Genomic DNA, 22,383 nt, shown 5'->3' with positions numbered 1-22,383 from the left:
GGAAATGGGCGGCAAGGGCAAGAGCGACCTCTCGATCCCACTCACCGACCTGGAGGACTACGGCAGCCGGCTGCGCTCCATCAAGACCCGCATGAACCGCACGAAGAAGACCTTCGAGTCCTACAAGGACGACATCGGCGACGGCGGCGTCTACGACTCCCTGGAGGACTTCGAGTCCAACTGGGAGGACGGCCGCGAAGACATCGGCCAGCAGCTGGACCAGCTCGCCGACCTGTCCGACGCGGTCGTCCGCGAGTTCAAGAAGCTGGACGACGACCTGACGAAGAAGGTGAACGACGCGGTGAAGGAAGGGAAGGCGGGCAGGGTCGGCAAGGGCGGTGCCAAGAGCGACGGGAAAGGCGACGGGAAAGGCAAGGCCTCCGGCACTGACTGACCTCCGGCCCCTTCCGTACCATCACCTCAGTAGGCTCTCCCGACCCCTCTGCCCACCCACTTCTCCCCACAGGACACCAGGACACCTGCCATGGCGCGCACCACCTCACGCTCGACGAGCCCGCCGGATCCGCAGTCTCCGCGGAACCGGACGCCGCAGCCGTTGCCGCGGCGGCGGCGCAGTTTCGGGGACTTCGTCAAGGCCTTCCTCGCGTTCGTAGCGCTGGCCGTGCTTCTCGTCGGCGTGCCCGGAGCCCTCGCCGTCTTCGTGGGGTGGCCGCTGCCGGGCGGTGCGCCCTCGCTGAGCTGGCTGCAGCAGGAGATCACCGTCAGTACGTTCATCAACGTACTGACCGTCGTCGTCTGGTTCGCCTGGGCGCAGTTCACCGCCTGCGTGCTCGTGGAGATAAAGGCCGCGCTCTCCGGGGTCGGGATCCCGGGCCGGGTGCCGGGGGCCGGCGGCAGCCAGCTGCTCGCGCGGCAACTCGTCGCCACCGTGCTGCTCGTGGGCGCCACGGCAGCCAGCTTCGCGCCCGGCCTCTCGCAGTTCGGGCAGTCGCTCGAGGGGAACCAGAAGCCCGCCTCCGCCGCGAGCGCCCAGCAGACGCCCGGTCTCTTCGGGCAGGAGCAGCAGGCCGCGGCGACCGCCGCCGACGCGCTCGCCGCACAGGCCGACCAGGCCGCCGCGCGCGCCGACGGCGGCACCGCCAAGGACGGCGACACGAAGTACTACCGGATCCAGCCGCCCGAGGGGCGCCACCACGACTCCCTGTGGGAGGTCGCCGAGCGGCACCTGGGCGACGGCCGCCGGTACAAGGAGATCTACCAGCTGAACAAGGACCGTGAGCAGCCCGACGGTTCGAAGCTGTCCGAGGCCAGCCTCATCCGGCCGGGCTGGATCATGGAGATGCCCGCGGACGCGTACGGCGGCGAGCTCGTCGAGATGCCCGACGAGGCGCCCAAGGTCTCCGAGGACGTGAAGGAGCAGATCTCCGACTACTCCAAGACCGGCGATCAGCGGCAGGGGAGCGGAGGCCAGGAGCAGGGCGGCCACGAGCAGGGACAGGGGAGTGGTGGCAGCGGTCGCGGGAGCGGGAGCTCCGTTGATCGCGACACCGCGCACATCGTCCTTCCCGAGCAGCGGCCCGCCACCCCTGCCACCCCCGCCATGCCGGAGGCCCCGGCCACTCCCGAGGCGTCCGCCGCCAGTGACTCCGACGGCTTCGACTTCGGGCTGCCCGAGGCCCTCCTCGGCGCGCCCCTCCTCGCCGCGGGCCTCCTCGGCGCGCTCGGCCGCCGGCGCCGGCACGCCCTGTGGCAGTCGGCGATGGGCGCGGTCGGCGGGCGCGGCGGCATGCAGCCGCCGACGCCGACCGGTGCCGCAGCCGACGTGCAGGACGCGCTGCTCGTGGGCGCCGACCCCGAGGGCGTACGCCTCCTCGACCTGTCGCTGCGCGGGCTCGCCGCGTCGCTCGCCGAGGAGAACCGCGCACTGCCGACCGTGTACGCGGCCTGGCTGACCAACGGCGACCTGCACCTGCAGCTCGCCCAGCCCGCCGGGCGGCCGCCCGCGCCCTGGCAGTTGGGGCAGGACCAGACGTTCTGGGTCCTTTCGCGCGCCGACGCCGAGCGGTACGAGGCCGTGGACACCGCCGCGCCCTACCCCGGCCTCGTCTGCCTGGGCACCCTGGACGACTCGCGGCTGCTCCTCAACCTGGAGGCGGTGCCAGGCATCGTCTCGCTGAGCGGCAGCCAGGGCGACCGTGCCGCCGTCTTCGCCTCCGTCGCCGCCGAGCTCGCCACCAACGGCTGGTCGGACCGCATGACCATCACCGTCGTCGGCTTCGGCCAGGACCTCACGCCGCTCGCGCCCAACCGGCTTCGGCACCTGGAGGACGTCGAGGCGCTCATCGAGACGATGGAGGCCGAGACGCGGCAGCGGCGCGGGGCGCTCGGCGCCGCCGGGCACGACTCCGTGCTCACCGGTCGCACCGGGCCCGCCCAGCACACCCGTTGGGCCCCGCACCTCGTCCTGCTCGCCGCCGAGCCGAGCGCCGAGGACGCGGTCAAGCTCGCCGAACTCGCCGCGGACGCGAGCCGTCTTGGCATCGGCTACCTGGTCGGCACGGAGTCCGGGGACCTGCCCGGCGCCGCCTGGGAGATGGAGATCACCCGCGACGGCAAGCTGCTCGCGCCGCTGCTCGGGCTCGAACTAGCTGCGCAGACGCTGCCCGAGGCCCAGCAGCGGGCCGTCGTCCAGCTCTTCACGGAGGCCGACCCGGAGGGCTCCGGCAGCCCGACAGGGCCGGACGACGGCCCCACGGGCGCCGCGCCGCCGTTCCTCGTCGACGTCACCGAGCAGGGGCGGCCCGCGGTCTACGCCCGCCTCGTCGGTACGTACGAGATCATCGGCCTCGAGACGCCGGACGGCGAACGCAGCGCGCTGATGCACGAGGCGCTCGCGCTCCTGCTGCTGCACCGCGAAGGCGTGCACCCGCGTGTACTGGCCTCCGCGCTGTGGCCGCGCGGCGTCACCGACGACGTGCGGGACGCGCTCGTCGAGCGGCTCCGCGACTGGCTCGGCACCGACCCCAACGGATCGCCCCGGCTGCACGCCGACCGGACCGGGCGGCTCACGCTCGCCAAGTCCGTCGTCTCCGACCTGGACGTGCTGCGGTCGCTGTACTACGAGGCGACGCAGGGCCGCGGCGCGGGCAACCGCGCGGTGCGCGGCCGGATGCTCACCGACGCGCTCGTCCTGGTGCGCGGACCGCTGCTCGCCGACCGGCAGCAGGGGCGGTACGGGTGGCTCACGCACGAGATCATCGACGCCCAGCTGCCGCTCCTCGTCGCCGACATCGGGCTCGCCCTCTCCGAGTTCCACCTGGAGAAGGGGCGCGCCGAGAAGGCGATCGAGGCGCTCAACGCGGCGCTGGGCTCCGCGCCCGGCGACGAACGGCTCTGGAACGAACTGCTCCGCGCCACCCACGCGACGGAGGACCCGGCCCGGCTCCAGCAGCTGGCGGCCGACCTCGTCGCCCGAAGCGGCGCCCGCGGCCTGCCCCCGCGCACGGAGGCACTCCTGGACGAACTGCTCCCGGCCTGGCGCAGCGGCGCCACGGCGGCGGGCTGAGAGTCGTCACTCTTGTTGCTGATCCTCATCCTCGGTGGCGCCCTCTGGGGCGCCCTCACCGGGCTGTTCGTGCCGCGGGCCGCCTACCGGCTCTCCGTGCGGCCCGAAGAGACGTGGCGCGGTGAGTGTCCCGACGGGCACCCCCTCACCTCGTGGCTGGGGCTCGCCCGGTGTCCGGAGGGCGGCGGGTACGGGCCACGGACCTCCGGCGTCGTCGTCGCCACCGCCCTCGTCTGCGGCGCGCTCGCCGCGACCACGGGGGCGCGGCCCGAGCTCGGGGTGTGGCTGCTGCTCGCCCCCGTAGGCGTGCTGCTCGCGCTCGTCGACTTCACCGTGCACCGGCTGCCGGACGTGCTGACGCTGCCGCTCGCGGGTGCCGCGCTCGCGCTGCTCGGGGGCGCCGCGCTGCTGCCGGAGCGGGGCGGCTCCTGGACCGGGGCCCTCTACGGGGCGCTCGCGCTCGCCGGCGCCTACTTCGTGCTCTTCCTCATCAACCCGAACGGCATGGGCTTCGGCGACGTGAAGCTGGCCCTCTCTCTGGGGGCCGTGCTCGGCTGGTACGGGTGGGGCGTGCTGCTGCTCGGCACCTTCGCCGGGTTCCTGCTCGCCTCCCTGTACGGCACCGCGCTGGTCGTCGCCCGCCGAGCCGGGCGCAAGACGGCGATCCCCTTCGGCCCCTTCCTGATCGGCGGCGCGTTCGTGGGTCTGCTGCTCGGTTCGTACGCGGCCTGAGTCGCAGCCGCCCCGATTCGCAGCCCGCGTCGGGCGCCGGAGGGCCCTGGCGTACGCTGGCAGCGTCCGTCCACAACCCTTACGAAACTTACGAAAGGGACGCCCCGGTGACCGAGAAGGCCGACCTTCAGTCCGTCCTCGACCGCGCCGCCGCAGGTGGCCGGATCACTCCGGAAGAGGCGCTCGTCCTCTACCGGGACGCCCCGCTGCACGCGCTGGGTGCCGCCGCCGACGCCGTACGCCGCCGTCGCTACGCCGGTACGGAGCACATCGCGACGTACATCATCGAGCGCAACATCAACTACACGAACGTCTGCGTGACGGCCTGCAAGTTCTGCGCCTTCTACGCCGCTCCGAAGGACACGAAGAAGGGCTGGAGCCGCGACCTCGACGACATCCTGCGCCGCTGCGCGGAGACCGTCGAGCTGGGCGGCACCCAGATCATGTTCCAGGGCGGGCACCACCCGGACTACGGCGTCGAGTACTACGAAGAGCACTTCTCCGCCATCAAGAAGAACTTCCCGCAGCTGGTCATCCACTCCCTCGGCGCCTCCGAGGTCGAGCACATGGCCCGCATCTCCAAGGTCTCCGTCGAAGAGGCCATCCAGCGGATCAACGCCGCCGGCCTCGACTCCTTCGCGGGCGCGGGCGCCGAGCTGCTCCCCGAGCGTCCGCGCAAGGCCATCGCCCCCCTCAAGGAGAGCGGCGAGCGCTGGCTGGAGATCATGGAGACCGCCCACAACCTGGGCGTGGAGTCCACCTCCACCATGCTCATGGGCACGGGCGAGACCAACGCCGAGCGCATCGAGCACCTGCGGATGATCCGCGACGTACAGGACCGGACGGGAGGCTTCCGGGCCTTCATCCCGTACACGTACCAGCCCGAGAACAACCACCTCAAGGGCCGCACGCAGGCGACGATCTTCGAGTACATCCGCATGATCGCGATCGCCCGGATCTTCCTCGACAACGTCGCGCACATCCAGGGCTCCTGGCTGACGACGGGCAAGGAGGCGGGCCAGCTCACCCTCCACTACGGAGCGGACGATCTGGGCTCCGTCATGCTGGAGGAGAACGTCGTCTCGTCGGCCGGCGCCAAGCACCGCTCGAACCTCCGCGAGATGATCGACATGATCCGCACGGCCGAGCGGGTCCCGGCGCAGCGCGCCACCACGTACGAGCACCTCGTCGTGCACGACGACCCGGCGAACGACCCCGTCGACGACCGCGTCGCCTCGCACATCTCGTCCACGGCGATCGAGGGCGGCACGGCGCACCCGGAGCTGAAGCTCCTCGCCGCCAACTGAGGCCCTGTTGCTCACCTTCCACGTCGCCGAACACTCACCGGAGGCGGCGGTCCTGGTCGACGGCGCGACCGTCGCCGCCGTCGGCCCGTACGAGGAGCTGGCCGCGGCGCACCCGTCGGCCCGCGTCCGCCGCTGGCCCGGCATCCTCACGCCCGGCCTGCTCAATCCGTACGCTCCCGAACTCCTCGAAGCGACCTACCACCCGGACCCGCGCGAGGCCGACCGCCTCGGCACGGAGCCCATCGGCGGGGAGCGCGCGCGGGCGATCTTCCGCGCCGATCCGTCGCGCCTGGGCGCGAGCGCACGCCGCGGCGTACAGCGGATGCTGGCGCACGGCACGGTGGCGGTGGCGGGCGAACTCCACGCCCGCCCCGCCCTGGACGCCGTCCGCAGGGCGACCCTCGCGGTAGGCCAACGCCCACCCCGCCTCCCCGGCCCGCCCGCCCTCTCCCCGACCCCCCTGATCCTCCTCCCGCCCCTCACCCCCGGAGCCCCCGCCCGCTTCGCGGTCTTCGACGTCCCCGACCGCGGGGAGTTGGTGCGGCGGGGTGCGGGGACGTGTGTGGCGACGGTGGTGACCGGCAGACTGGTCTACCGATCCCGCTAGGCCCGCCCCTCCTGGGTCTCTGCGCACCCCCGTCTGCCCTCGCCTGCCGTCCGGCGTCCGCAGGCGCGCTGCGACCAGCCACGACGCGACCCGCACCTGCAAAGAAACCCGCTGACGCGAGGCGCCGGGCGGCTTTTCAGTGGGGCGGGGCGCCGGTGGGCTTTTAGGGGCGCGGGGAACTGCGCGATCAGCCACCACGCACCCGCACCCGCGAAGAATCCACCCCCGGCACACGCGAAGGCGAGACAGCCCGCCGCAGGCGAGGAAGCCCGCCGCAGGCGGAAGAGGGTGCCGTCAAGAGAGAAGACCGGCCTGACACAATGGCCGGGTGACCCGAGCCTCCTTGGACAAGCAGCCGCACGAAGTCGCCACGATGTTCGACGACGTGGCGGAACGCTACGACCTCACCAACGACGTGCTCTCCCTCGGCCAGGCCCGCCTCTGGCGCAAGGAGGTCGCCAAGGCGGTCGACGCACGCCCCGCGCAGAAGGTCCTCGACCTCGCGGCCGGCACCGCCACCTCCTCGCAGCCCTTCGCGCAGGCCGGCGCGTACGTCGTGCCCTGCGACTTCTCCCTCGGCATGCTGCGCGTCGGCAAGCAGCGACACCCGTGGATGCCGTTCACGGCGGGCGACGGGACGAAGCTGCCGTTCAAGGACGACACCTTCGACGCGGTCACGATCTCCTTCGGGCTGCGCAACATCCAGGACACGGGCGCCGCGCTGAGCGAGCTGTACCGCGTGACGAAGCCCGGCGGCCGGGTCGTGATCTGCGAGTTCTCCCACGCGACGTGGGGACCGTTCCGCACGGTCTACGAGGAGTACCTGATGCGCGCGCTGCCGCCGGTCGCACGCGCGGTGTCCTCGAACCCGGACGCGTACGTCTATCTCGCCGAGTCGATCCGCTCCTGGCCCGACCAGCCCGCGCTCGCCGCGCTGTTGCAGGAGGCCGGCTGGTCGAAGGTGGCCTGGCGGAACCTGACGGGCGGCGTCGTGGCGCTGCACCGCGGTTTCAAGCGGAGCTGAGCAAGCCCGCTTCATAACGCTCCAGTTGAGACTCGGATTCCGCGGACCGAGGGAACCGGCCACCGGGCAAGATGTGTCCGTTGATACGACCCTGCCGTTTACTTATGCGGCGCTTATGGGCCGGTCCGCTTCCCTGCTGAACTCCTGAGTCCCACGGAGCGTCTTGATGGCGTCGTACTGCCCACACTGCGGGGCACCCAGCCCCGATGAAGCCCGCTTCTGCATGAAGTGCGGGCGCGAACGCCTTCCCGAGCCCCAGCAGCAAACCCCCACACCCCCCACCTCACCACCCCCACCCACCTACACCCCACCCCCAAGCCCAGCCACACCCCCACCCCCGCCCCTCGCCCCCGTCGCCCCCTCACCCGTCGGCGCCTTCTTCGGGCGTACGTTCCGCGGGGACTGGGCCGGAGCCGCGCAGGCCGCGCTCTGGCCGGTCGTGCTGCTGCTGATCGGCGCCGCCTCGCTGGCGGCCCCGGCGTACGGCCAGGACGACGAGGCCGTCTTCGACTTCACCGACCGACTCCGGGTCGCCCTCGCGCTGCTGCTCCAATCGGTCGGCGGCGGCTTCGAATTCACGGGCCGTGAGGAGCGGCCGGGCTTCGGCGGCTCCAGTGGCTCCGACGGTCTGGGTATGGGGTCGGACACGACGGAGACCGCGCTCGAAGGCACCGCCTCCCTGCACCTCGTCCCGCTCACCATGACCGCGCTGTGGATCGTGGCTCTCCTCATCGGCGTACGCGTACTGCGCAACCGCCTCGTGGCCCGGGGCGCGGGTCAGGCCGGCGGCGGCACCGCCGGCCTCGAAGCGGCCGTCCGCGTCGCGCTGTTGGTCACCGTGGGCGTCCTCGCGCTCGCGCTCTTCGCCCAGCCCGAGATCGAGGGCGTCGAGCTGTCGTCGTCCCCGGCGCTCGCCGCGCTGGGCGCGCTGCTGCTCGGACTCGGCGTGTCCTGCGGGGTGTTGCACCGCGTGGACGTGGCGGCATACGGGGCGGAGGGGCAGGTCCAGCCGTCCGCCTGGGCGACGCTGACCGCGCGTCCCGGTGCCCAGTCCGTCATCCGGGCCACCGGCACCGCGCTGCGCGCCCTCGCCGTCGTCCTCGTGCTCTGCTCGGTCGTCGCCTTCATCAGCCTCGCCCAGGTCGACGACCTGGCCGACCTCACCGACCTCGACGACGCGGACATCTCGCCGCTCCTGGTCGCACTCCTGGTCCTGCCGAACCTCGCGGTCACGGCGCTCGGCATCGGATGGGGCGCGAGCGCCGAGGCCTCGGTGCGCGGCAGCAGCTCGATGTATGGGGGCGGGCGCGAGAGCGAGTCCTTCGGCCTCTCCGAACTGGGTGACGTCACCAACGACTGGGCGATCGTCGGGGCGTTGGCGCTCGGCCTGGTCTGCGCGCTGACCCTCGGCGTGCTCGCCGCACGGCGCTGCGTGGGCCGTGGCGAGCAGCTCCTCGCCGCGGGCATCTTCTTCGGGTTCGTCCTGCTGCTCGCCGGGTTCAGCGGCTTCGGCGTCGAGCTGTCCGGCCGGGCCTTCGAAGGGGGGTCCGGATTCGACGGTTCCGGAGGCGGTGGCAGCAGTAGCGGAAGCGGCAACGTGGAGCTCGGGCTGAGCGTTCCCGAGATGCTGCTGTTCGGCCTGTTGTGGATCTTCCCGGCCGTGCTGCTGGCGCCGTATCTGCTCCGGATGACGGGCGGGGGCGATGTGCCCGCCCCGCCGGCGTACGCACCGCCGGTCACGCCACAGACACCGGCGACACCGACGACACCGGCGACACCGGCGACACAGGCGACACAGGCGACGGCGACAGCACTGACAGCCCCGGCAGCACCGGCAGCCCCCGCAGCTCCTGCAGTATCTGCGACCCCAGCGGCACCGGCGCCCCCGCCCACGACTCCCCAACCGCGCGGCGGCGCCGGCGTATGGGTGGCCACGCTCGTCGGCGCCCTGGTCCTCGGCGGCGGGGTGACCGCCGGTGTCCTGCTCTGGAAGGACACCGGTGACGACAAGGCGGACGGCGCGGGCAAGGACGACAGGCCCTCGGTCAGCCGCTCCGAGGAACCCGCCGGAAGCCCGAACGACGACACCCCCACCCCGCTCGCGTCACAGAGCCCGGAGAGCTCGGACAGCCCGGATAGCCCGGAGGACTCGGAGAACTCCAAGACGTCCGAGGTCCCCGACGGATCCGAGCGCGTCACCGACCCCGAAGGGTTCTCCTTCGCCGTGCCCGAGGGGTGGACCCGGCAGTCCGTCAACCCCGAGCGCCCCGGACAGATCACCTACGCGGGGTCGACCGGACGTGAGGAGTTCCTCGTCGGCGTCGTCACGGATGCCCCCTACACCTCGTACGAGAACTTCACGGACATCGAGCAGCACACCAAGTCGGCTCCGGACAAGTCGGACTATGAGCGCATTCGGATGGAGGAGAACACCTTCCAGGGGCGGGACGGCGCGATCTGGGAGTACACGTACACCGACGAGGCGGGCCGCACGATCCACGCCGTCAACCAGAGCTACGTCGCGGAGAACGGCACGGAGTACGCCATCCAGCTCTCCTGGCGCGAGGACTTCTGGCCCGCCGGAGAGGGCGTGAAGACGCACACGACCGCACTGGACACCTGGCGGCTCACGGACTGAGGGCCTACCCTTCCCGCACCCCCGCTACAGCGTGAGCAGCCCCGCTACAGCGTGAGCCGGTAACAGTGCGACGTGCGCCGCGACGTCTCGTCACCCGGGACCAGCGGGGGAGTGGTGAACGTCTCGGCGAGTTCCATGCCGAGCCGCCGGGTCACCGCGACGGAGCGTTCGTTGCCGTCGGCGACCACCGCCACCACGCTAGGTACGCCCGCCGCGCGCAGCCGGTCGACCGTCGCCAGGGCGGCCGCCGTCGCGTACCCCTTGCCCCAGGCCGCCCGGCCGAGCCGCCAGCCGATCTCTGTCTCGCCGACCGGCCCGTAGCTGCGGGGCCAAGGCTGGGCGCCCGCGAAGCCGATCGGCTCACCGGCCGCGTCGAGCAACGTCCACAGGCAGTAGCCCAGTTCGGCGTCGTGTCTGCGCTGCCGGGCGGTCAGCTCCTCGTACATGGAGGGCTCCGCCGAGGTGCCGCCGAAGAACCGCATCACCTCGGGGTCGTCGAAGAGCCGGTGCCAGGCAAAGGCGTCCTCGTGGGTGGGGACGCGCAACTCCACGGCGGGGAGGTGGAGCGCGGGCAGGGTATCGGTCTGCTCGGTCACGTGTGGCCCTTCGGCTGGCTGATCAGTACCGCCTCATAGACTGCCCATATCCCGTGCCGGCCGGCACACAGATTTCGAGCCTTGGGGAGAACCCGCCGTGACCGAGCCCCTCTCCGAACACTCCGCGGACGTGATCGTCGTCGGAGCCGGCCCCGCCGGTTCGACGACGGCGTACTACTTGGCAAAGGCCGGGCTGGACGTACTCCTCCTGGAGAAGACCGCTTTCCCGCGGGAAAAGGTCTGCGGTGACGGGCTCACGCCCCGCGCCACCAAACAGCTGGTGTCCATGGGAATCGACATCTCCGAAGAGGCGGGCTGGCTGCGGAACAAGGGCCTGCGCATCATCGGCGGCGGTGTACGGCTCCAGCTGGACTGGCCGGAACTCGCCTCTTACCCGGACTACGGCCTCGTACGGAAGCGTGACGACTTCGACGAGCAGCTCGCCCGGCAGGCACAGAAGGCGGGCGCACGTCTGTACGAGCGCTGCAATGTGGGCGAGCCGATCATCGACGACCGGACCGGCCACGTCACCGGCGTGCACGCCAAGATGGGCGAGGAGAAGACCCCGGTCACCTTCCACGCGCCCCTCGTCGTCGCGGCCGACGGCAACTCCTCGCGGATCTCGCTGGCCATGGGCCTGCACCGCCGCGAGGACCGCCCGATGGGCGTCGCGGTCCGCACGTACTTCACCTCGCCACGGCACGACGACGACTACCTGGAGTCCTGGCTGGAGCTGTGGGACCGCCGCGGCCCCGGCGAGGACCGGCTGCTGCCCGGCTACGGCTGGATCTTCGGCATGGGCGACGGCACGTCCAACGTGGGCCTGGGCATCCTCAACTCCTCCAAGTCGTTCCGCGAGCTGGACTGGCGCGAGGTCCTCAAGGCCTGGTGCGCCTCGATGCCGGAGGACTGGGGCTACACCCCGGAGAACATGACGACGCCGATCCGCGGCGCCGCCCTGCCCATGGCCTTCAACCGCCAGCCGCACTACACGAAGGGCCTGCTGCTCGTCGGCGACGCGGGCGGCCTGGTGAACCCCTTCAACGGCGAGGGCATCGCGTACGCCATGGAGTCCGGCCAGATCGCGGCGGACGTCATCGCGCAGGCGCACGCGCGTGCCACCCCCGCCCAGCGCGAACTGGCGCTGCAGAACTACCCGAAGACGCTCAAGGAGGTCTACGGCGGCTACTACACGCTGGGCCGTGCCTTCGTGAAGCTCATCGGCAACCCGAAGGTCATGAAGATCGCGACCCAGCGCGGCCTGACCCACCCGGTCCTGATGCGGTTCACGCTGAAGATGCTGGCGAACCTCACGGACCCGATGGGCGGCGACGCGATGGACCGCATCATCAACGGGCTGAGCAAGGTGGCACCGAAGGCGTGAGCGTGCCCCATTCGGTGGACCGGGCGCTCGACCTCCTGGAGGCCGTCGCCCGGTCGGCGCGTCCCGTCCCCGCCAAGTCCCTCGCGCGGGAGGCGGGCTGCGCGCTGTCGACCGTGTACCACCTGATGGGTCCGCTCGTCGCGCGCGGCCACGTCGACCGCACCCCGCAGGGCTATGTGCTCGGCCCGCGGGTCCCGGCCCTGTACCGCTCCTTCCGCCGGCACACGGGCCTGGACGAGGAGACGTACGGGATGCTGCACGCGGTACGTCGGCTGGCGGGCGCCCACGCGTATCTCAGCGCCCGCAGGGGCGGCCGGATCGCGGTCGTCGACTCCACGGCGTCCGGGTGCGACGGCGATCCGTTCGAGGTCGGCGTCGACCGGGGCGCGCACGCCACGGCGCACGGCAAGGTGCTGCTCGCCACGCTGGGGCGGGCGGCCCGGCGCCGCTATCTCGACGAGCACGGCCTTCCGCGGCTCACCGAGCACACCATCACGAACCCGGACCGCTTCGAGGCCGAGCTGCGCCGGGTGCGCACGGCGGGCGTCGCGGTGTCGGTGGGGGAGACGGACCCGGCGTACACCTGCGTGGCCGTACCGCTGGCGGACGGGGCGCGGGCGCTGTCGGTGTCGCTGCCGACCGAGCGGTTCCGCGGGCGGCGGGGCGAGTTGACGCGGGTCCTTTCGCGGGCGGCGCGGCACGGGTTTCCGGCAGCGTCGGAATAGCGGCGGGTCCCGCTTGCCGGGCGCGGCCGCCGGGCGGACGCTGGCCGCATGATTTTCATCGCCGTCAAGTTCACCGTCCGCCCCGAGCACAGCGACAGCTGGATCGAGCGGACCGCCGCATTCACCGCCGCCACGCGCGCGGAGCCGGGCAACCTCTTCTTCGAGTGGTCCCGCTCCGTCGAGGACCCGAACCAGTTCGTGCTTCTGGAGGCCTTCGCCGACGGGGACGCGGGCGCCGCGCACGTCGGTTCCGACCACTTCAAGGCCGGCCTGGAGACGATGGGCGAGCTCATCGCCACCGTGCCGCAGATCGTGAACACCGAGATCGAGGGCTCCGGTTGGTCCGCGATGGCGGAGCTGTCCCCCAAGAACGGCTGAGAGGCCCGCTCAGGGCATGCCGAGGGCCGGAACCCCACCAGGGGGGGTCCGGCCCTCGTTCGCTGCTCTAAGAGGCCATCAGAGGACGCGCACGGCGCCCGAGGCCGGGTAACCCGACAGGTCCTGGATGACAACGCCCTTGCTGGGGTTGGCGGCGTCCAGGTACTGGCCGTTACCGATGTACACACCGACGTGGTAGGCGGAGCCCTTGCCACCCCAGTAGAGGATGTCGCCGACCTGGAGGTTCGAGGTGCCGACCTCGGTGCCCATCGTCGACTGGTCCTGCGAGACGCGCGGAAGGTCCACGCCCGCCTGCTTGAACGCGGCCTGCACGAGGCTGGAGCAGTCCCAGGCGTTCGGGCCCGAGGCGCCCATCACGTACGCGTCGCCGAGCTGCGCCTTGAGGAAGCCGATGACGGCGCCGACGCTGCCGCTGGCCGGGGCGACCGAGTCCGAGGCGGTGGACGAGCCGGAGCCGGGGGCGGACTGCGTGGAGAGCGTGGTGCGCTCGGTGGAGCGCGAGGCCCGCTCCTGCTCGGCCTTCTTCTTCGCGGCGGCCGCGGCCTTGCGCTCGGCCTCGGCCTTCTTCTCGGCCTTCGCCAGGTCTTCCTTGGCCTGCTTGGCGGCCTTGGAGGCGGCCGCGTCACGCTCGGCGCGCGACTCGTAGGTGTCGGCGGCCTGCTGGGTGGCGTCCGCCGACTGGGCGATCTGTGCGGACAGATCGGTGGTGAGCGTGGGCATCTCGATGGTCTCGGACACCGGCTCGGCCGCGTTCGCCGTACCGGCCGCCGCGGCCACTGCCAGGGTGCTGAGGACGCCACCGGCAACTCCGGCGCGCAGGGCGACCTTGGTGGCGCTGCGACGGGGCTTCCGGTGGCTGGGTATGTGAGCGGTGTGGGACATGAGAACAACCGCTATCAGGGACTCACGGTTCCCTTCAAGAAACGTGTGCTGCGCCACAGTTGCGGATTTCGGCCCTGAATCCCGGGCGTGTCGCTTCTTATTGACGCCGTAACGGGCAATGCGGACAGCGATGATCACGCCTGTGATCATGGGTTTTCTGCGATACGCCCGAATTGCCCGCGGTCTACCACCGGTTGAGTCCGTTGGCCAAGCCCGGCTTATTCACGGAAGTTGCCTCTGTGGCGCAGGTCACAGCATGGCCCTCCTGGGGATCTCCCTGAGATCTCGCTGATACCTCCCTGAGATCTCCCGCATATTTCGGCACCCCGCGCCCCCAGGGGCCGGCCGCTCGTGAATCGGCGCACGTGTCCACATCCGTCCACGCCTCTGCCGCCAAAGTGTGAACGCGGGCCCTCTACCAAGTGATCGCGTCCAGCGCCAATTTGCTTGTACCCGCCACTTCTTGATAGGGCGACACCCCTTCGACCAGGCACGACGCGCTGAGATGTCACCTCTAGTGATCACTCAGGCGCTTCGCGTACGAAGATCACCGCTCATCCGACTTCATGATCCTTCGTCAGGTGGTGGAGATCACAAAGCCGTTGTCGCACCCCGTGTCGCAGATCACAGACCGGCAGGCATAGGATGCGGGGCAGTTGGGCTTGTGACCTGCTTCACATGTAAGCGATCTTCGATGGGGAGCAGGGGGCCGGCCCGACGCAACCGCCAACAGTCAGTGCCGACTGAGAGGAGCGAGGAGCGTGAACGCCTATGCGCCCATCCTCGTGCTGGGAGCCCTCGGGGCAGGCTTTGCGATCTTCTCCGTGGTCATGGCCACGCTTATCGGTCCAAAGCGGTACAACCGCGCGAAGCTAGAGGCCTATGAGTGCGGCATCGAGCCGACACCGACGCCGGCAGGCGGCGGGCGATTCCCCATCAAGTACTACCTGACGGCGATGCTCTTCATCGTCTTCGACATCGAGATCGTCTTCCTCTATCCCTGGGCCGTCACCTTCGACGCGCTGGGGATTTTCGGGCTCGTGGAGATGCTGCTCTTCGTGCTCACCGTCTTTGTCGCCTACGCGTACGTATGGCGTCGCGGCGGCCTGGAATGGGACTAAGGGTCTGAGGGGTCAAAGAGCATGGGACTCGAAGAGAAACTGCCGAGCGGATTTCTGCTGACCACCGTCGAGCAGGCCGCGGGCTGGATGCGGAAGTCGTCCGTCTTCCCCGCCACGTTCGGCCTCGCCTGCTGCGCCATCGAGATGATGACGACCGGCGCCGGGCGGTACGACATGGCGCGCTTCGGCATGGAGGTCTTCCGCGGCTCGCCGCGCCAGGCCGACCTGATGATCGTGGCGGGCCGGGTGAGCCAGAAGATGGCGCCGGTGCTGCGGCAGGTCTATGACCAGATGCCCAATCCCAAGTGGGTCATTTCCATGGGGGTTTGCGCGTCGTCGGGTGGAATGTTCAACAATTACGCGATTGTGCAGGGCGTGGACCACGTTGTCCCGGTTGACATCTATTTGCCGGGCTGTCCGCCGCGCCCCGAGATGCTCCTGGACGCGATTCTCAAGCTCCACGAGAAGATCCAGAACACCAAGCTCGGCGTGAACGCGGAAGACGCGGCCCGTGAGGCGGAGGAGGCGGCCCTCAAGGCGCTCCCCACCATTGAGATGAAGGGGCTGCTGCGGTGAGCGACGCGCCCAACTCGCCCGACGCGCCCAACCCGCGCGACGAGCACCTGAACGGCAACGGCGTCCCCGCGCCGCGCGACGAGGCCGGCGAGGTCATCGGCGTACGCAGGGGCATGTTCGGCGCCGCCGACGGCGGAGACACGTCCGGCTACGGCGGCCTTGTCCGGACCGTCACGCTGCCCGGCGCGTCCCCGCGCCCCTACGGCGGCTGGTTCGACGAGGTGGCGGACGAACTGGAGGGCGCCCTGGAGGAACAGGGCCTCGTCCCGGAGAACGCGATCGAGAAGACCGTCGTCGACCGCGGCGAACTCACCTTCCACATCGCGCGCGAGCACCTCGTCCGCGTCGCCCGGACCCTGCGCGACGACCCGGCCCTGCGCTTCGAGCTCTGCACCGGCGTGAGCGGAGTGCACTTCCCCGGCGACAAGGGCCGCGAGCTGCACGCCGTCTGCCACCTGCGCTCGATCACCCACAACCGGCTGATCCGGCTCGAAGTCGCCGTCCCCGACGCCGACCCGCACCTGCCCTCACTGGTCCCGGTCTATCCGACCAACGACTGGCACGAGCGCGAGGCGTACGACTTCTTCGGCCTCGTCTTCGACGGCCACCCGGCGCTCACGCGGATCATGATGCCGGACGACTGGCAGGGCTTCCCGCAGCGCAAGGACTACCCCCTCGGCGGCATCCCCGTCGAGTACAAGGGCGCCCAGATCCCGGCTCCGGACCAGCGGAGGTCGTACAGCTGATGAGCACTTCACACGCCCACCCGTCTCCCGGCCACCGCCCCTCACCGAGTCCCTCCGGGACGCACCTCTCCGATGCCCGCGAAACGACCGAGGGGACCGTATATACGGTCACCGGCGGCGACTGGGACGAGGTCGTCCAGTCCGCGGCCAAGGCCGACGACGAGCGCATCATCGTCAACATGGGGCCGCAGCACCCCTCCACGCACGGCGTGCTCCGTCTCATCCTGGAGATCGAGGGCGAGACGGTCACCGAGGCCCGCTGCGGCATCGGCTATCTGCACACCGGCATCGAGAAGAACCTCGAGTACCGCACGTGGACGCAGGGCACGACGTTCGTCACGCGCATGGACTACCTGACGCCGTTCTTCAACGAGACGGCGTACTGCCTCGGCGTCGAGAAGCTCCTCGGCATCGAGGACCGGATCCCGGACCGCGCCTCGGTCATCCGCGTCCTCCTCATGGAGCTCAACCGCCTCTCCTCGCACCTGGTGTGCATCGCCACCGGCGGCATGGAGCTCGGCGCGACGACGATCATGATCTACGGATTCCGCGATCGTGAACTCGTTCTCGACCTCTTCGAACTCATCACCGGCCTGCGCATGAACCACGCGTACGTCCGGCCCGGCGGACTCGCCCAGGACCTGCCGCCCGGCACGGTGGACCAGCTGCGCGAGTTCGTGAAGACGATGAAGAAGAACATCCCGGAGTACGACAAGCTCGCCACCGGGAACCCCATCTTCAAGGCCCGCATGCAGGACGTCGGCTACCTCGACCTCGCGGGCTGCATGGCGCTCGGCGCCACAGGACCGGTCCTGCGCTCGGCGGGCCTCCCGCACGACCTGCGCAAGACCCAGCCCTACTGCGGCTACGAGAACTACGAGTTCGACATCCCGACCGCCGACACCTGCGACTCCTACGGGCGGTTTCTGATCCGCCTCGAAGAGATGCGGCAGTCGCTGCGCATCATCGAGCAGTGCATCGACCGGCTCGCCCCCGGCCCCGTCATGGTCGAGGACAAGAAGATCGCCTGGCCCGCCCAACTGGCCCTCGGCCCCGACGGTCTCGGCAACTCGCTCGACCACATCAAGAAGATCATGGGCACCTCCATGGAGTCCCTCATCCACCACTTCAAGCTGGTGACCGAGGGGTTCCGGGTGCCGCCGGGACAGACGTACACCGCGGTCGAGTCGCCCAAGGGCGAGCTCGGCGTGCACGTCGTCTCCGACGGGGGCACCCGCCCCTACCGGGTCCACTTCCGCGACCCGTCCTTCACCAACCTCCAGGCCATGGCGGCGATGTGCGAGGGCGGCCAGGTCGCCGACGTCATCGTCGCCGTCGCGTCCATCGACCCCGTGATGGGAGGCGTCGACCGGTGACCACCACTCCTTCGGAGAAGGCCGCGGGCGTCAGCCTGGGCATGCCCCAACTCCCCGCCCCCGACTACCCGGCCGACGTGCGGGCCCGCCTCGAGACGGACGCCAAGGACGTCATCGCCCGCTACCCGGACTCCCGGTCGGCGCTCCTCCCGCTGCTCCACCTGGTGCAGTCCGAGGAAGGGCACGTCACCCGGACGGGCATGCGGTTCTGCGCCGAGATGCTGGGCCTGACCACGGCCGAGGTCACGGCCGTCGCGACCTTCTACACCATGTACCGCCGCAAGCCCTCCGGCGACTACCAGGTCGGCGTCTGCACCAACACGCTGTGCGCGGTCATGGGCGGCGACGCGATCTTCGACGAGCTCAAGCAGCACCTCGGCGTCGGCAACGACGAGACGACCGAGGACGGCAAGATCACCCTCGAGCACATCGAGTGCAACGCCGCCTGCGACTTCGCCCCCGTGGTGATGGTCAACTGGGAGTTCTTCGACAACCAGACGCCCGAGTCCGCCAAGCGGCTCGTCGACGACCTGCGCGCGGGCGTACCCGTCGAGCCCACCCGCGGGGCGCCCCTGTGCACGTACAAGGAGACCGCCCGGATCCTGGCGGGCTTCCCGGACGAGCGGCCCGGCGCCGTCGAGGCGACCGGCGGTGCGGGCCCCGCCTCACTGATCGGCCTGCGCCTCGCCAAGGGTGAGGTGCCGCAGCCGCGCGTGGTCCACCCGCGCGCGGGCGGCCCCCAGGACGAAGCGCCCGCCGAGCACCTCAGCTCGCACGACGCACCACAGGAGACCTCGGCATCCGATCCGGCGCACCCGGCAGGACCGACGGCCGAGGAGGGGGAGTGATGACCTTGGCAGCCGAGATCAACCACGAGACCAGCCCTGAGAAGCTGCTCGCCCCGGTCCTCTCGGCGTTCTGGGACGAGGAGAAGTCCTGGACGCTGGACACGTACCGCAGGCACGACGGGTACGAAGGCCTGCGCAAGGCGCTCGCCATGGACCCGGACGACCTCATCGCGTACGTGAAGGACTCCGGCCTGCGCGGCAGGGGCGGTGCCGGGTTCCCCACCGGAATGAAGTGGCAGTTCATTCCGCAGGGAGACGGCAAGCCGCACTATCTGGTTGTCAACGCCGACGAATCGGAGCCCGGGACCTGCAAGGACATCCCGCTCCTCTTCGCCAACCCGCACTCCCTCATCGAGGGCATCGTGATCGCGTGCTACGCGATCAGGTCGTCGCACGCCTTCATCTATCTGCGCGGTGAAGTCGTCCCCGTGCTGCGGCGGTTGCACGAGGCCGTCCGCGAGGCCTACGCGGCGGGCTACCTCGGGAAGAACGTGCTGGGCAGCGGGCTCGATCTGGAACTCACCGTGCACGCGGGCGCGGGCGCGTACATCTGCGGTGAGGAGACCGCGCTGCTCGACTCGCTCGAAGGCCGCCGTGGTCAGCCGCGACTGCGTCCCCCCTTCCCTGCGGTCGCGGGCCTCTACGCATGCCCCACTGTGGTGAACAACGTCGAGTCCATCGCATCCGTTCCCGCGATCCTCCATCGCGGGAAAGACTGGTTCAAGTCGATGGGCAGTGAGAAGTCCCCGGGCTTCACGCTCTACTCGCTGAGCGGGCACGTCACCAACCCCGGCCAGTACGAGGCACCGCTCGGCATCACGCTGCGCCAGCTGCTCGACATGAGCGGCGGCATGCGGGCCGGGCACCGGCTCAAGTTCTGGACGCCGGGCGGCTCCTCGACCCCGATGTTCACCGACGAGCACCTCGACGTCCCCCTCGACTACGAGGGCGTCGGCGCCGCCGGCTCGATGCTCGGCACGAAGGCGCTCCAGTGCTTCGACGAGACGACGTGCGTCGTGCGGGCCGTGACCCGCTGGACCGAGTTCTACGCCCACGAGTCCTGCGGCAAGTGCACGCCCTGCCGCGAAGGGACGTACTGGCTGGTGCAGTTGCTCCGCGACATCGAGGCCGGCAAGGGCGCCATGGCCGACCTCGACAAGCTGAACGACATCGCCGACAACATCAACGGCAAGTCCTTCTGCGCCCTGGGCGACGGCGCGGCCTCGCCGATCTTCTCCTCGCTGAAGTACTTCCGCGAGGAGTACGAACAGCACATCACCGGCAGGGGCTGCCCCTTCGACCCGGCCAAGTCGACTCTCTGGGCCGACAGGCCCGCTGAAAGCGCGCAGGTGAACGCATGACAGTGACCACCAACAACGCTCCCTCCGGGGGCGGGGAGGCGGCGGTCCCGCCCGAGGATCTCGTCTCGCTGACCATCGACGGCATCGAGATCAGCGTCCCCAAGGGGACGCTGGTGATCCGGGCGGCCGAGCTGCTCGGCATCGAGATCCCCCGGTTCTGCGACCATCCGCTGCTCGACCCGGCGGGCGCCTGCCGCCAGTGCATCGTCGAGGTGGAGGGCCAGCGCAAGCCGATGGCGTCCTGCACCATCACCTGTACCGACGGCATGGTCGTGAAGTCGCAGCTGACCTCGCCCGTCGCGGAGAAGTCCCAGCGCGGCGTGATGGAGCTGCTGCTCATCAACCACCCGCTGGACTGTCCCGTCTGCGACAAGGGCGGCGAGTGCCCGCTGCAGAACCAGGCGATGCAGGTCGGCGACACGGACACCCGCTTCGAGGGCAAGAAGCGGACGTACGAGAAGCCGGTGCCGATCTCCACCCAGGTGCTGCTCGACCGTGAACGGTGCGTGCTCTGCGCGCGCTGCACCCGGTTCAGCAACCAGATCGCCGGCGACCCGATGATCGAGCTCATCGAGCGGGGCGCCCTCCAGCAGGTCGGCACCGGCGAGGGCGACCCCTTCGAGTCGTACTTCTCCGGGAACACCATCCAGATCTGCCCGGTCGGTGCGCTGACCTCGGCGGCGTACCGCTTCCGCTCCCGCCCCTTCGACCTCGTGTCGTCGCCCTCGGTGTGCGAGCACTGCTCGGGCGGCTGCGCGACGCGCACCGACCACCGGCGCGGCAAGGTCATGCGGCGGCTCGCGGCGGACGACCCCCAGGTCAACGAAGAGTGGATGTGCGACAAGGGACGCTTCGGCTTCCGGTACGCGCAGCGTCCTGACCGGCTGACCACCCCCCTGGTGCGCAACGCATCGACGGGTGAGCTGGAGCCCGCCAGCTGGCCCGAGGCCCTGGAGACCGCGGCCCGTGGTCTCGCGGCCGCGCGCGGCCGCGCCGGAGTCCTCGTCGGCGGCCGCCTCACCGTGGAGGACGCCTACGCGTACAGCAAGTACGCGCGCGTGGCGCTCGACACGAACGACATCGACTTCCGCGCGCGCGTGCACAGCAGCGAGGAGGCCGACTTCCTGGCGGCCCGGGTGGCCGGGCGGGGCGTGGACCTCGACGGGACCGGCGTCACGTACGCCCTCCTGGAGAAGGCGCCCACCGTCCTGCTCGCCGGGTTCGAGTCCGAGGAGGAGGCGCCCGGCGTCTTCCTGCGGCTGCGCAAGGCCTGGCGCAAGCACGGCCAGCGCGCCTTCTCCCTCGCGACGTTCGCGACCCCCGGCCTGGCGAAGGCGGGCGGCACGCTGCTGCCCGCCGCACCCGGCACCGAGACCGAGTGGCTGGACGCACTGGCCGCGGGCGTCGGCCTGGAGGCTCCCGGTACTGAGGCCTCCGAGGCGCTGCGCACCGAGGGTGCCGTCATCGTCGTCGGTGAGCGGCTCGCGGCCGTGCCCGGCGGGCTCACCGCCGCCGTGCGGGCCGCCGCCGCGACCGGCGCCCGGCTGGTGTGGATTCCGCGCCGGGCCGGGGAGCGCGCCGCCATCGAGGCGGGCGCGCTGCCTTCGCTGCTGCCCGGCGGCCGACCCGCCACCGACCCGCGCGCGCGGGACGAGGTCGCGGCCGCCTGGGGCGTCGCCGAACTCCCGCACCGCTACGGTCGCGACACCGGCCAGATCGTCGAGGCCGCCGCGACCGGTGAGCTCGGCGCGCTCCTTGTGGCGGGCGTCGAGGTCGCCGACCTGCCCGACCCGGCACGCGCGCGTGCGGCGCTCGACGAGGTCGGCTTCCTGGTCTCCCTGGAGCTGCGGCCCAGCGAGGTGACGGAGCGGGCCGACGTGGTGCTGCCGGTCGCCGCCGTCGCGGAGAAGCCGGGCACCTTCCTCAACTGGGAGGGCCGGGTGCGGATGTTCGACGCCGCGCTCAAGCCGGACCAGATGGTCCGCAGGCTGGCGCCCACCGACGCGCGCGTGCTGCACATGCTCGCCGACGCCGGGGACATCCACCTCGGCCTGCCCGACCTCGTCACCCTGCGCCGCGAGCTGGACCGGCTCGGCGGCTGGGACGGGCCGCACGCCACGGAGCCCCTGGAGACCGGCGCACAGCCGCCGAGGCCCGCCTCCGGAGAGGCCGTTCTCGCGGGGCACCGGCTGCTGCTCGACCAGGGCCGCCTCCAGGACGGCGACGAGGCGCTTGCCGGCACGCGGCACGCCGCCCACGCGCGCGTGTCCGCGGCCACCGCCGCGGAGGTGGGCGTGAAGGACGGCGACGCGCTGGCCGTCTCCGGTCCCGCGGGGACGACGGAACTCCCGCTGCAGATCACGGAGATGCCCGACCGCGTGGTCTGGCTGCCGCTGAACTCGACCGGGGGAGGCGTCCTCTCGGACACCGGAGCCCGCCCCGGCGACCTCGTCCGCATCGGCCCGGCGGTCCTGCCGGAGCCCACTGAGGCCCCGGAGGTGACGTCGTGACGCACACCCTGGTGCCGCTTGCGGC

Annotated in this window: 19 protein-coding genes; 17 read left to right on the top strand and 2 right to left on the bottom strand. The window is 71.0% G+C overall.

From position 1 onward, the window contains the following. Nucleotides 1-4: 4 nt before the first annotated feature. The 7 genes from ACI2L3_RS17390 to ACI2L3_RS17360 all read left to right on the top strand — a co-directional run bounded on the left by ACI2L3_RS17390 (nt 5) and on the right by ACI2L3_RS17360 (nt 9,834). A complete protein-coding gene (locus ACI2L3_RS17390) occupies nt 5-394 on the top strand; it encodes a hypothetical protein (RefSeq protein WP_404753194.1) in 390 nt (129 codons plus the stop codon). 90 nt (nt 395-484) lie between these two features. After that, the gene (locus ACI2L3_RS17385) at nt 485-3,526 is read left to right on the top strand and encodes a BTAD domain-containing putative transcriptional regulator (protein ID WP_404753193.1); all 3,042 of its coding nucleotides are present in this window, start codon (nt 485-487) and stop codon (nt 3,524-3,526) included. A 12-nt stretch (nt 3,527-3,538) separates the two neighbouring features. After that, on the top strand, nt 3,539-4,258 hold the full coding sequence (locus tag ACI2L3_RS17380) for a prepilin peptidase (RefSeq protein ID WP_404753192.1): 720 nt from the start codon (nt 3,539-3,541) through the stop codon (nt 4,256-4,258). Nucleotides 4,259-4,365: 107 nt separating this feature from the next. Further along, on the top strand, nt 4,366-5,565 hold the full coding sequence (mqnC, locus tag ACI2L3_RS17375; protein ID WP_404753191.1) for a cyclic dehypoxanthinyl futalosine synthase: 1,200 nt from the start codon (nt 4,366-4,368) through the stop codon (nt 5,563-5,565). A gap of 7 nt (nt 5,566-5,572) precedes the next feature. Continuing rightward, nucleotides 5,573-6,172 (top strand): imidazolonepropionase-like domain-containing protein, encoded by a 600-nt coding sequence (locus ACI2L3_RS17370; protein WP_404753190.1) that lies wholly within the window; start codon nt 5,573-5,575, stop codon nt 6,170-6,172. A 328-nt stretch (nt 6,173-6,500) separates the two neighbouring features. After that, complete coding sequence (locus tag ACI2L3_RS17365) at nt 6,501-7,196, top strand: demethylmenaquinone methyltransferase (protein WP_404753189.1); 696 nt, start codon at nt 6,501-6,503, stop codon at nt 7,194-7,196. 166 nt (nt 7,197-7,362) lie between these two features. Continuing rightward, nucleotides 7,363-9,834: a zinc ribbon domain-containing protein gene (locus ACI2L3_RS17360; RefSeq protein WP_404753188.1), complete on the top strand. Its 2,472-nt coding sequence runs from the start codon at nt 7,363-7,365 to the stop codon at nt 9,832-9,834. A 44-nt stretch (nt 9,835-9,878) separates the two neighbouring features. Here ACI2L3_RS17360 and ACI2L3_RS17355 read toward each other — a convergent pair whose 3' ends face one another. Beyond that, complete coding sequence (locus ACI2L3_RS17355; RefSeq protein WP_404753187.1) at nt 9,879-10,430, bottom strand: GNAT family N-acetyltransferase; 552 nt, start codon at nt 10,428-10,430, stop codon at nt 9,879-9,881. 97 nt (nt 10,431-10,527) lie between these two features. Between ACI2L3_RS17355 and ACI2L3_RS17350 the strand changes: the two genes are divergently transcribed. The 3 genes from ACI2L3_RS17350 to ACI2L3_RS17340 are packed head-to-tail and all read left to right on the top strand — an operon-like array spanning nt 10,528 to nt 12,917. Next, nucleotides 10,528-11,814: a geranylgeranyl reductase family protein gene (locus tag ACI2L3_RS17350; RefSeq protein ID WP_404753186.1), complete on the top strand. Its 1,287-nt coding sequence runs from the start codon at nt 10,528-10,530 to the stop codon at nt 11,812-11,814. Then, nucleotides 11,811-12,539 (top strand): IclR family transcriptional regulator, encoded by a 729-nt coding sequence (locus tag ACI2L3_RS17345; protein WP_404753185.1) that lies wholly within the window; start codon nt 11,811-11,813, stop codon nt 12,537-12,539. Before ACI2L3_RS17350 ends, ACI2L3_RS17345 begins: the two co-directional genes overlap by 4 nt. Before the next feature lie 48 nt (nt 12,540-12,587). Further along, nucleotides 12,588-12,917, top strand: coding sequence for a putative quinol monooxygenase (locus tag ACI2L3_RS17340; protein WP_404753184.1), 330 nt, complete (start codon nt 12,588-12,590; stop codon nt 12,915-12,917). Nucleotides 12,918-12,995: 78 nt separating this feature from the next. Here ACI2L3_RS17340 and ACI2L3_RS17335 read toward each other — a convergent pair whose 3' ends face one another. Next, nucleotides 12,996-13,820 (bottom strand): C40 family peptidase, encoded by an 825-nt coding sequence (locus ACI2L3_RS17335; RefSeq protein WP_404753183.1) that lies wholly within the window; start codon nt 13,818-13,820, stop codon nt 12,996-12,998. Between the two features lie 761 nt (nt 13,821-14,581). Between ACI2L3_RS17335 and ACI2L3_RS17330 the strand changes: the two genes are divergently transcribed. Genes ACI2L3_RS17330 through ACI2L3_RS17300 form a run of 7 tightly spaced genes read left to right on the top strand, consistent with a single transcriptional unit; the run spans nt 14,582 to nt 22,358 of the window. Next, nucleotides 14,582-14,941 carry an NADH-quinone oxidoreductase subunit A gene (locus tag ACI2L3_RS17330; protein ID WP_003992243.1) on the top strand — a complete coding sequence of 120 codons (360 nt, stop codon included), beginning with the start codon at nt 14,582-14,584 and terminating at the stop codon, nt 14,939-14,941. Between the two features lie 21 nt (nt 14,942-14,962). Then, nucleotides 14,963-15,517, top strand: a complete 555-nt coding sequence (locus tag ACI2L3_RS17325) for an NADH-quinone oxidoreductase subunit B family protein (protein ID WP_362994283.1) — start codon at nt 14,963-14,965, stop codon at nt 15,515-15,517. After that, nucleotides 15,514-16,263, top strand: coding sequence for an NADH-quinone oxidoreductase subunit C (locus ACI2L3_RS17320; RefSeq protein WP_404753182.1), 750 nt, complete (start codon nt 15,514-15,516; stop codon nt 16,261-16,263). The genes ACI2L3_RS17325 and ACI2L3_RS17320 overlap by 4 nt, the downstream gene beginning before the upstream one ends. Continuing rightward, nucleotides 16,263-17,639, top strand: a complete 1,377-nt coding sequence (locus ACI2L3_RS17315) for an NADH-quinone oxidoreductase subunit D (RefSeq protein ID WP_404753181.1) — start codon at nt 16,263-16,265, stop codon at nt 17,637-17,639. The genes ACI2L3_RS17320 and ACI2L3_RS17315 overlap by 1 nt, the downstream gene beginning before the upstream one ends. Then, nucleotides 17,636-18,487, top strand: a complete 852-nt coding sequence (gene nuoE / locus ACI2L3_RS17310; protein ID WP_404753180.1) for an NADH-quinone oxidoreductase subunit NuoE — start codon at nt 17,636-17,638, stop codon at nt 18,485-18,487. Before ACI2L3_RS17315 ends, nuoE begins: the two co-directional genes overlap by 4 nt. Beyond that, a complete protein-coding gene (gene nuoF, locus ACI2L3_RS17305) occupies nt 18,487-19,848 on the top strand; it encodes an NADH-quinone oxidoreductase subunit NuoF (RefSeq protein WP_404753179.1) in 1,362 nt (453 codons plus the stop codon). The genes nuoE and nuoF overlap by 1 nt, the downstream gene beginning before the upstream one ends. Beyond that, nucleotides 19,845-22,358, top strand: a complete 2,514-nt coding sequence (locus ACI2L3_RS17300) for an NADH-quinone oxidoreductase subunit G (protein WP_404753178.1) — start codon at nt 19,845-19,847, stop codon at nt 22,356-22,358. Before nuoF ends, ACI2L3_RS17300 begins: the two co-directional genes overlap by 4 nt. Nucleotides 22,359-22,383 lie beyond the last annotated feature (25 nt).

The organism is Streptomyces sp. NPDC029674 (assembly GCF_044903205.1).
GTDB lineage: Bacteria > Actinomycetota > Actinomycetes > Streptomycetales > Streptomycetaceae > Streptomyces.
The sequence above is the reverse complement of the archived record's forward strand: the minus strand, read 5'-3'. Positions and strand labels throughout refer to the sequence as shown.

Excerpts from the sequence above, each read along its gene's own strand:
- ACI2L3_RS17390 (WP_404753194.1), top strand. The coding sequence starts at position 5 with ATGGGCGGCAAGGGCAAGAGCGACCTCTCGATCCCACTCACCGACCTG.
- ACI2L3_RS17385 (WP_404753193.1), top strand. The coding sequence starts at position 485 with ATGGCGCGCACCACCTCACGCTCGACGAGCCCGCCGGATCCGCAGTCT.
- ACI2L3_RS17360 (WP_404753188.1), top strand. The coding sequence starts at position 7,363 with ATGGCGTCGTACTGCCCACACTGCGGGGCACCCAGCCCCGATGAAGCC.
- ACI2L3_RS17340 (WP_404753184.1), top strand. The coding sequence starts at position 12,588 with ATGATTTTCATCGCCGTCAAGTTCACCGTCCGCCCCGAGCACAGCGAC.
- ACI2L3_RS17335 (WP_404753183.1), bottom strand. The coding sequence starts at position 13,820 with ATGTCCCACACCGCTCACATACCCAGCCACCGGAAGCCCCGTCGCAGC.
- ACI2L3_RS17325 (WP_362994283.1), top strand. The coding sequence starts at position 14,963 with ATGGGACTCGAAGAGAAACTGCCGAGCGGATTTCTGCTGACCACCGTC.
- ACI2L3_RS17315 (WP_404753181.1), top strand. The coding sequence starts at position 16,263 with ATGAGCACTTCACACGCCCACCCGTCTCCCGGCCACCGCCCCTCACCG.
- nuoF (WP_404753179.1), top strand. The coding sequence starts at position 18,487 with ATGACCTTGGCAGCCGAGATCAACCACGAGACCAGCCCTGAGAAGCTG.
- ACI2L3_RS17300 (WP_404753178.1), top strand. The coding sequence starts at position 19,845 with ATGACAGTGACCACCAACAACGCTCCCTCCGGGGGCGGGGAGGCGGCG.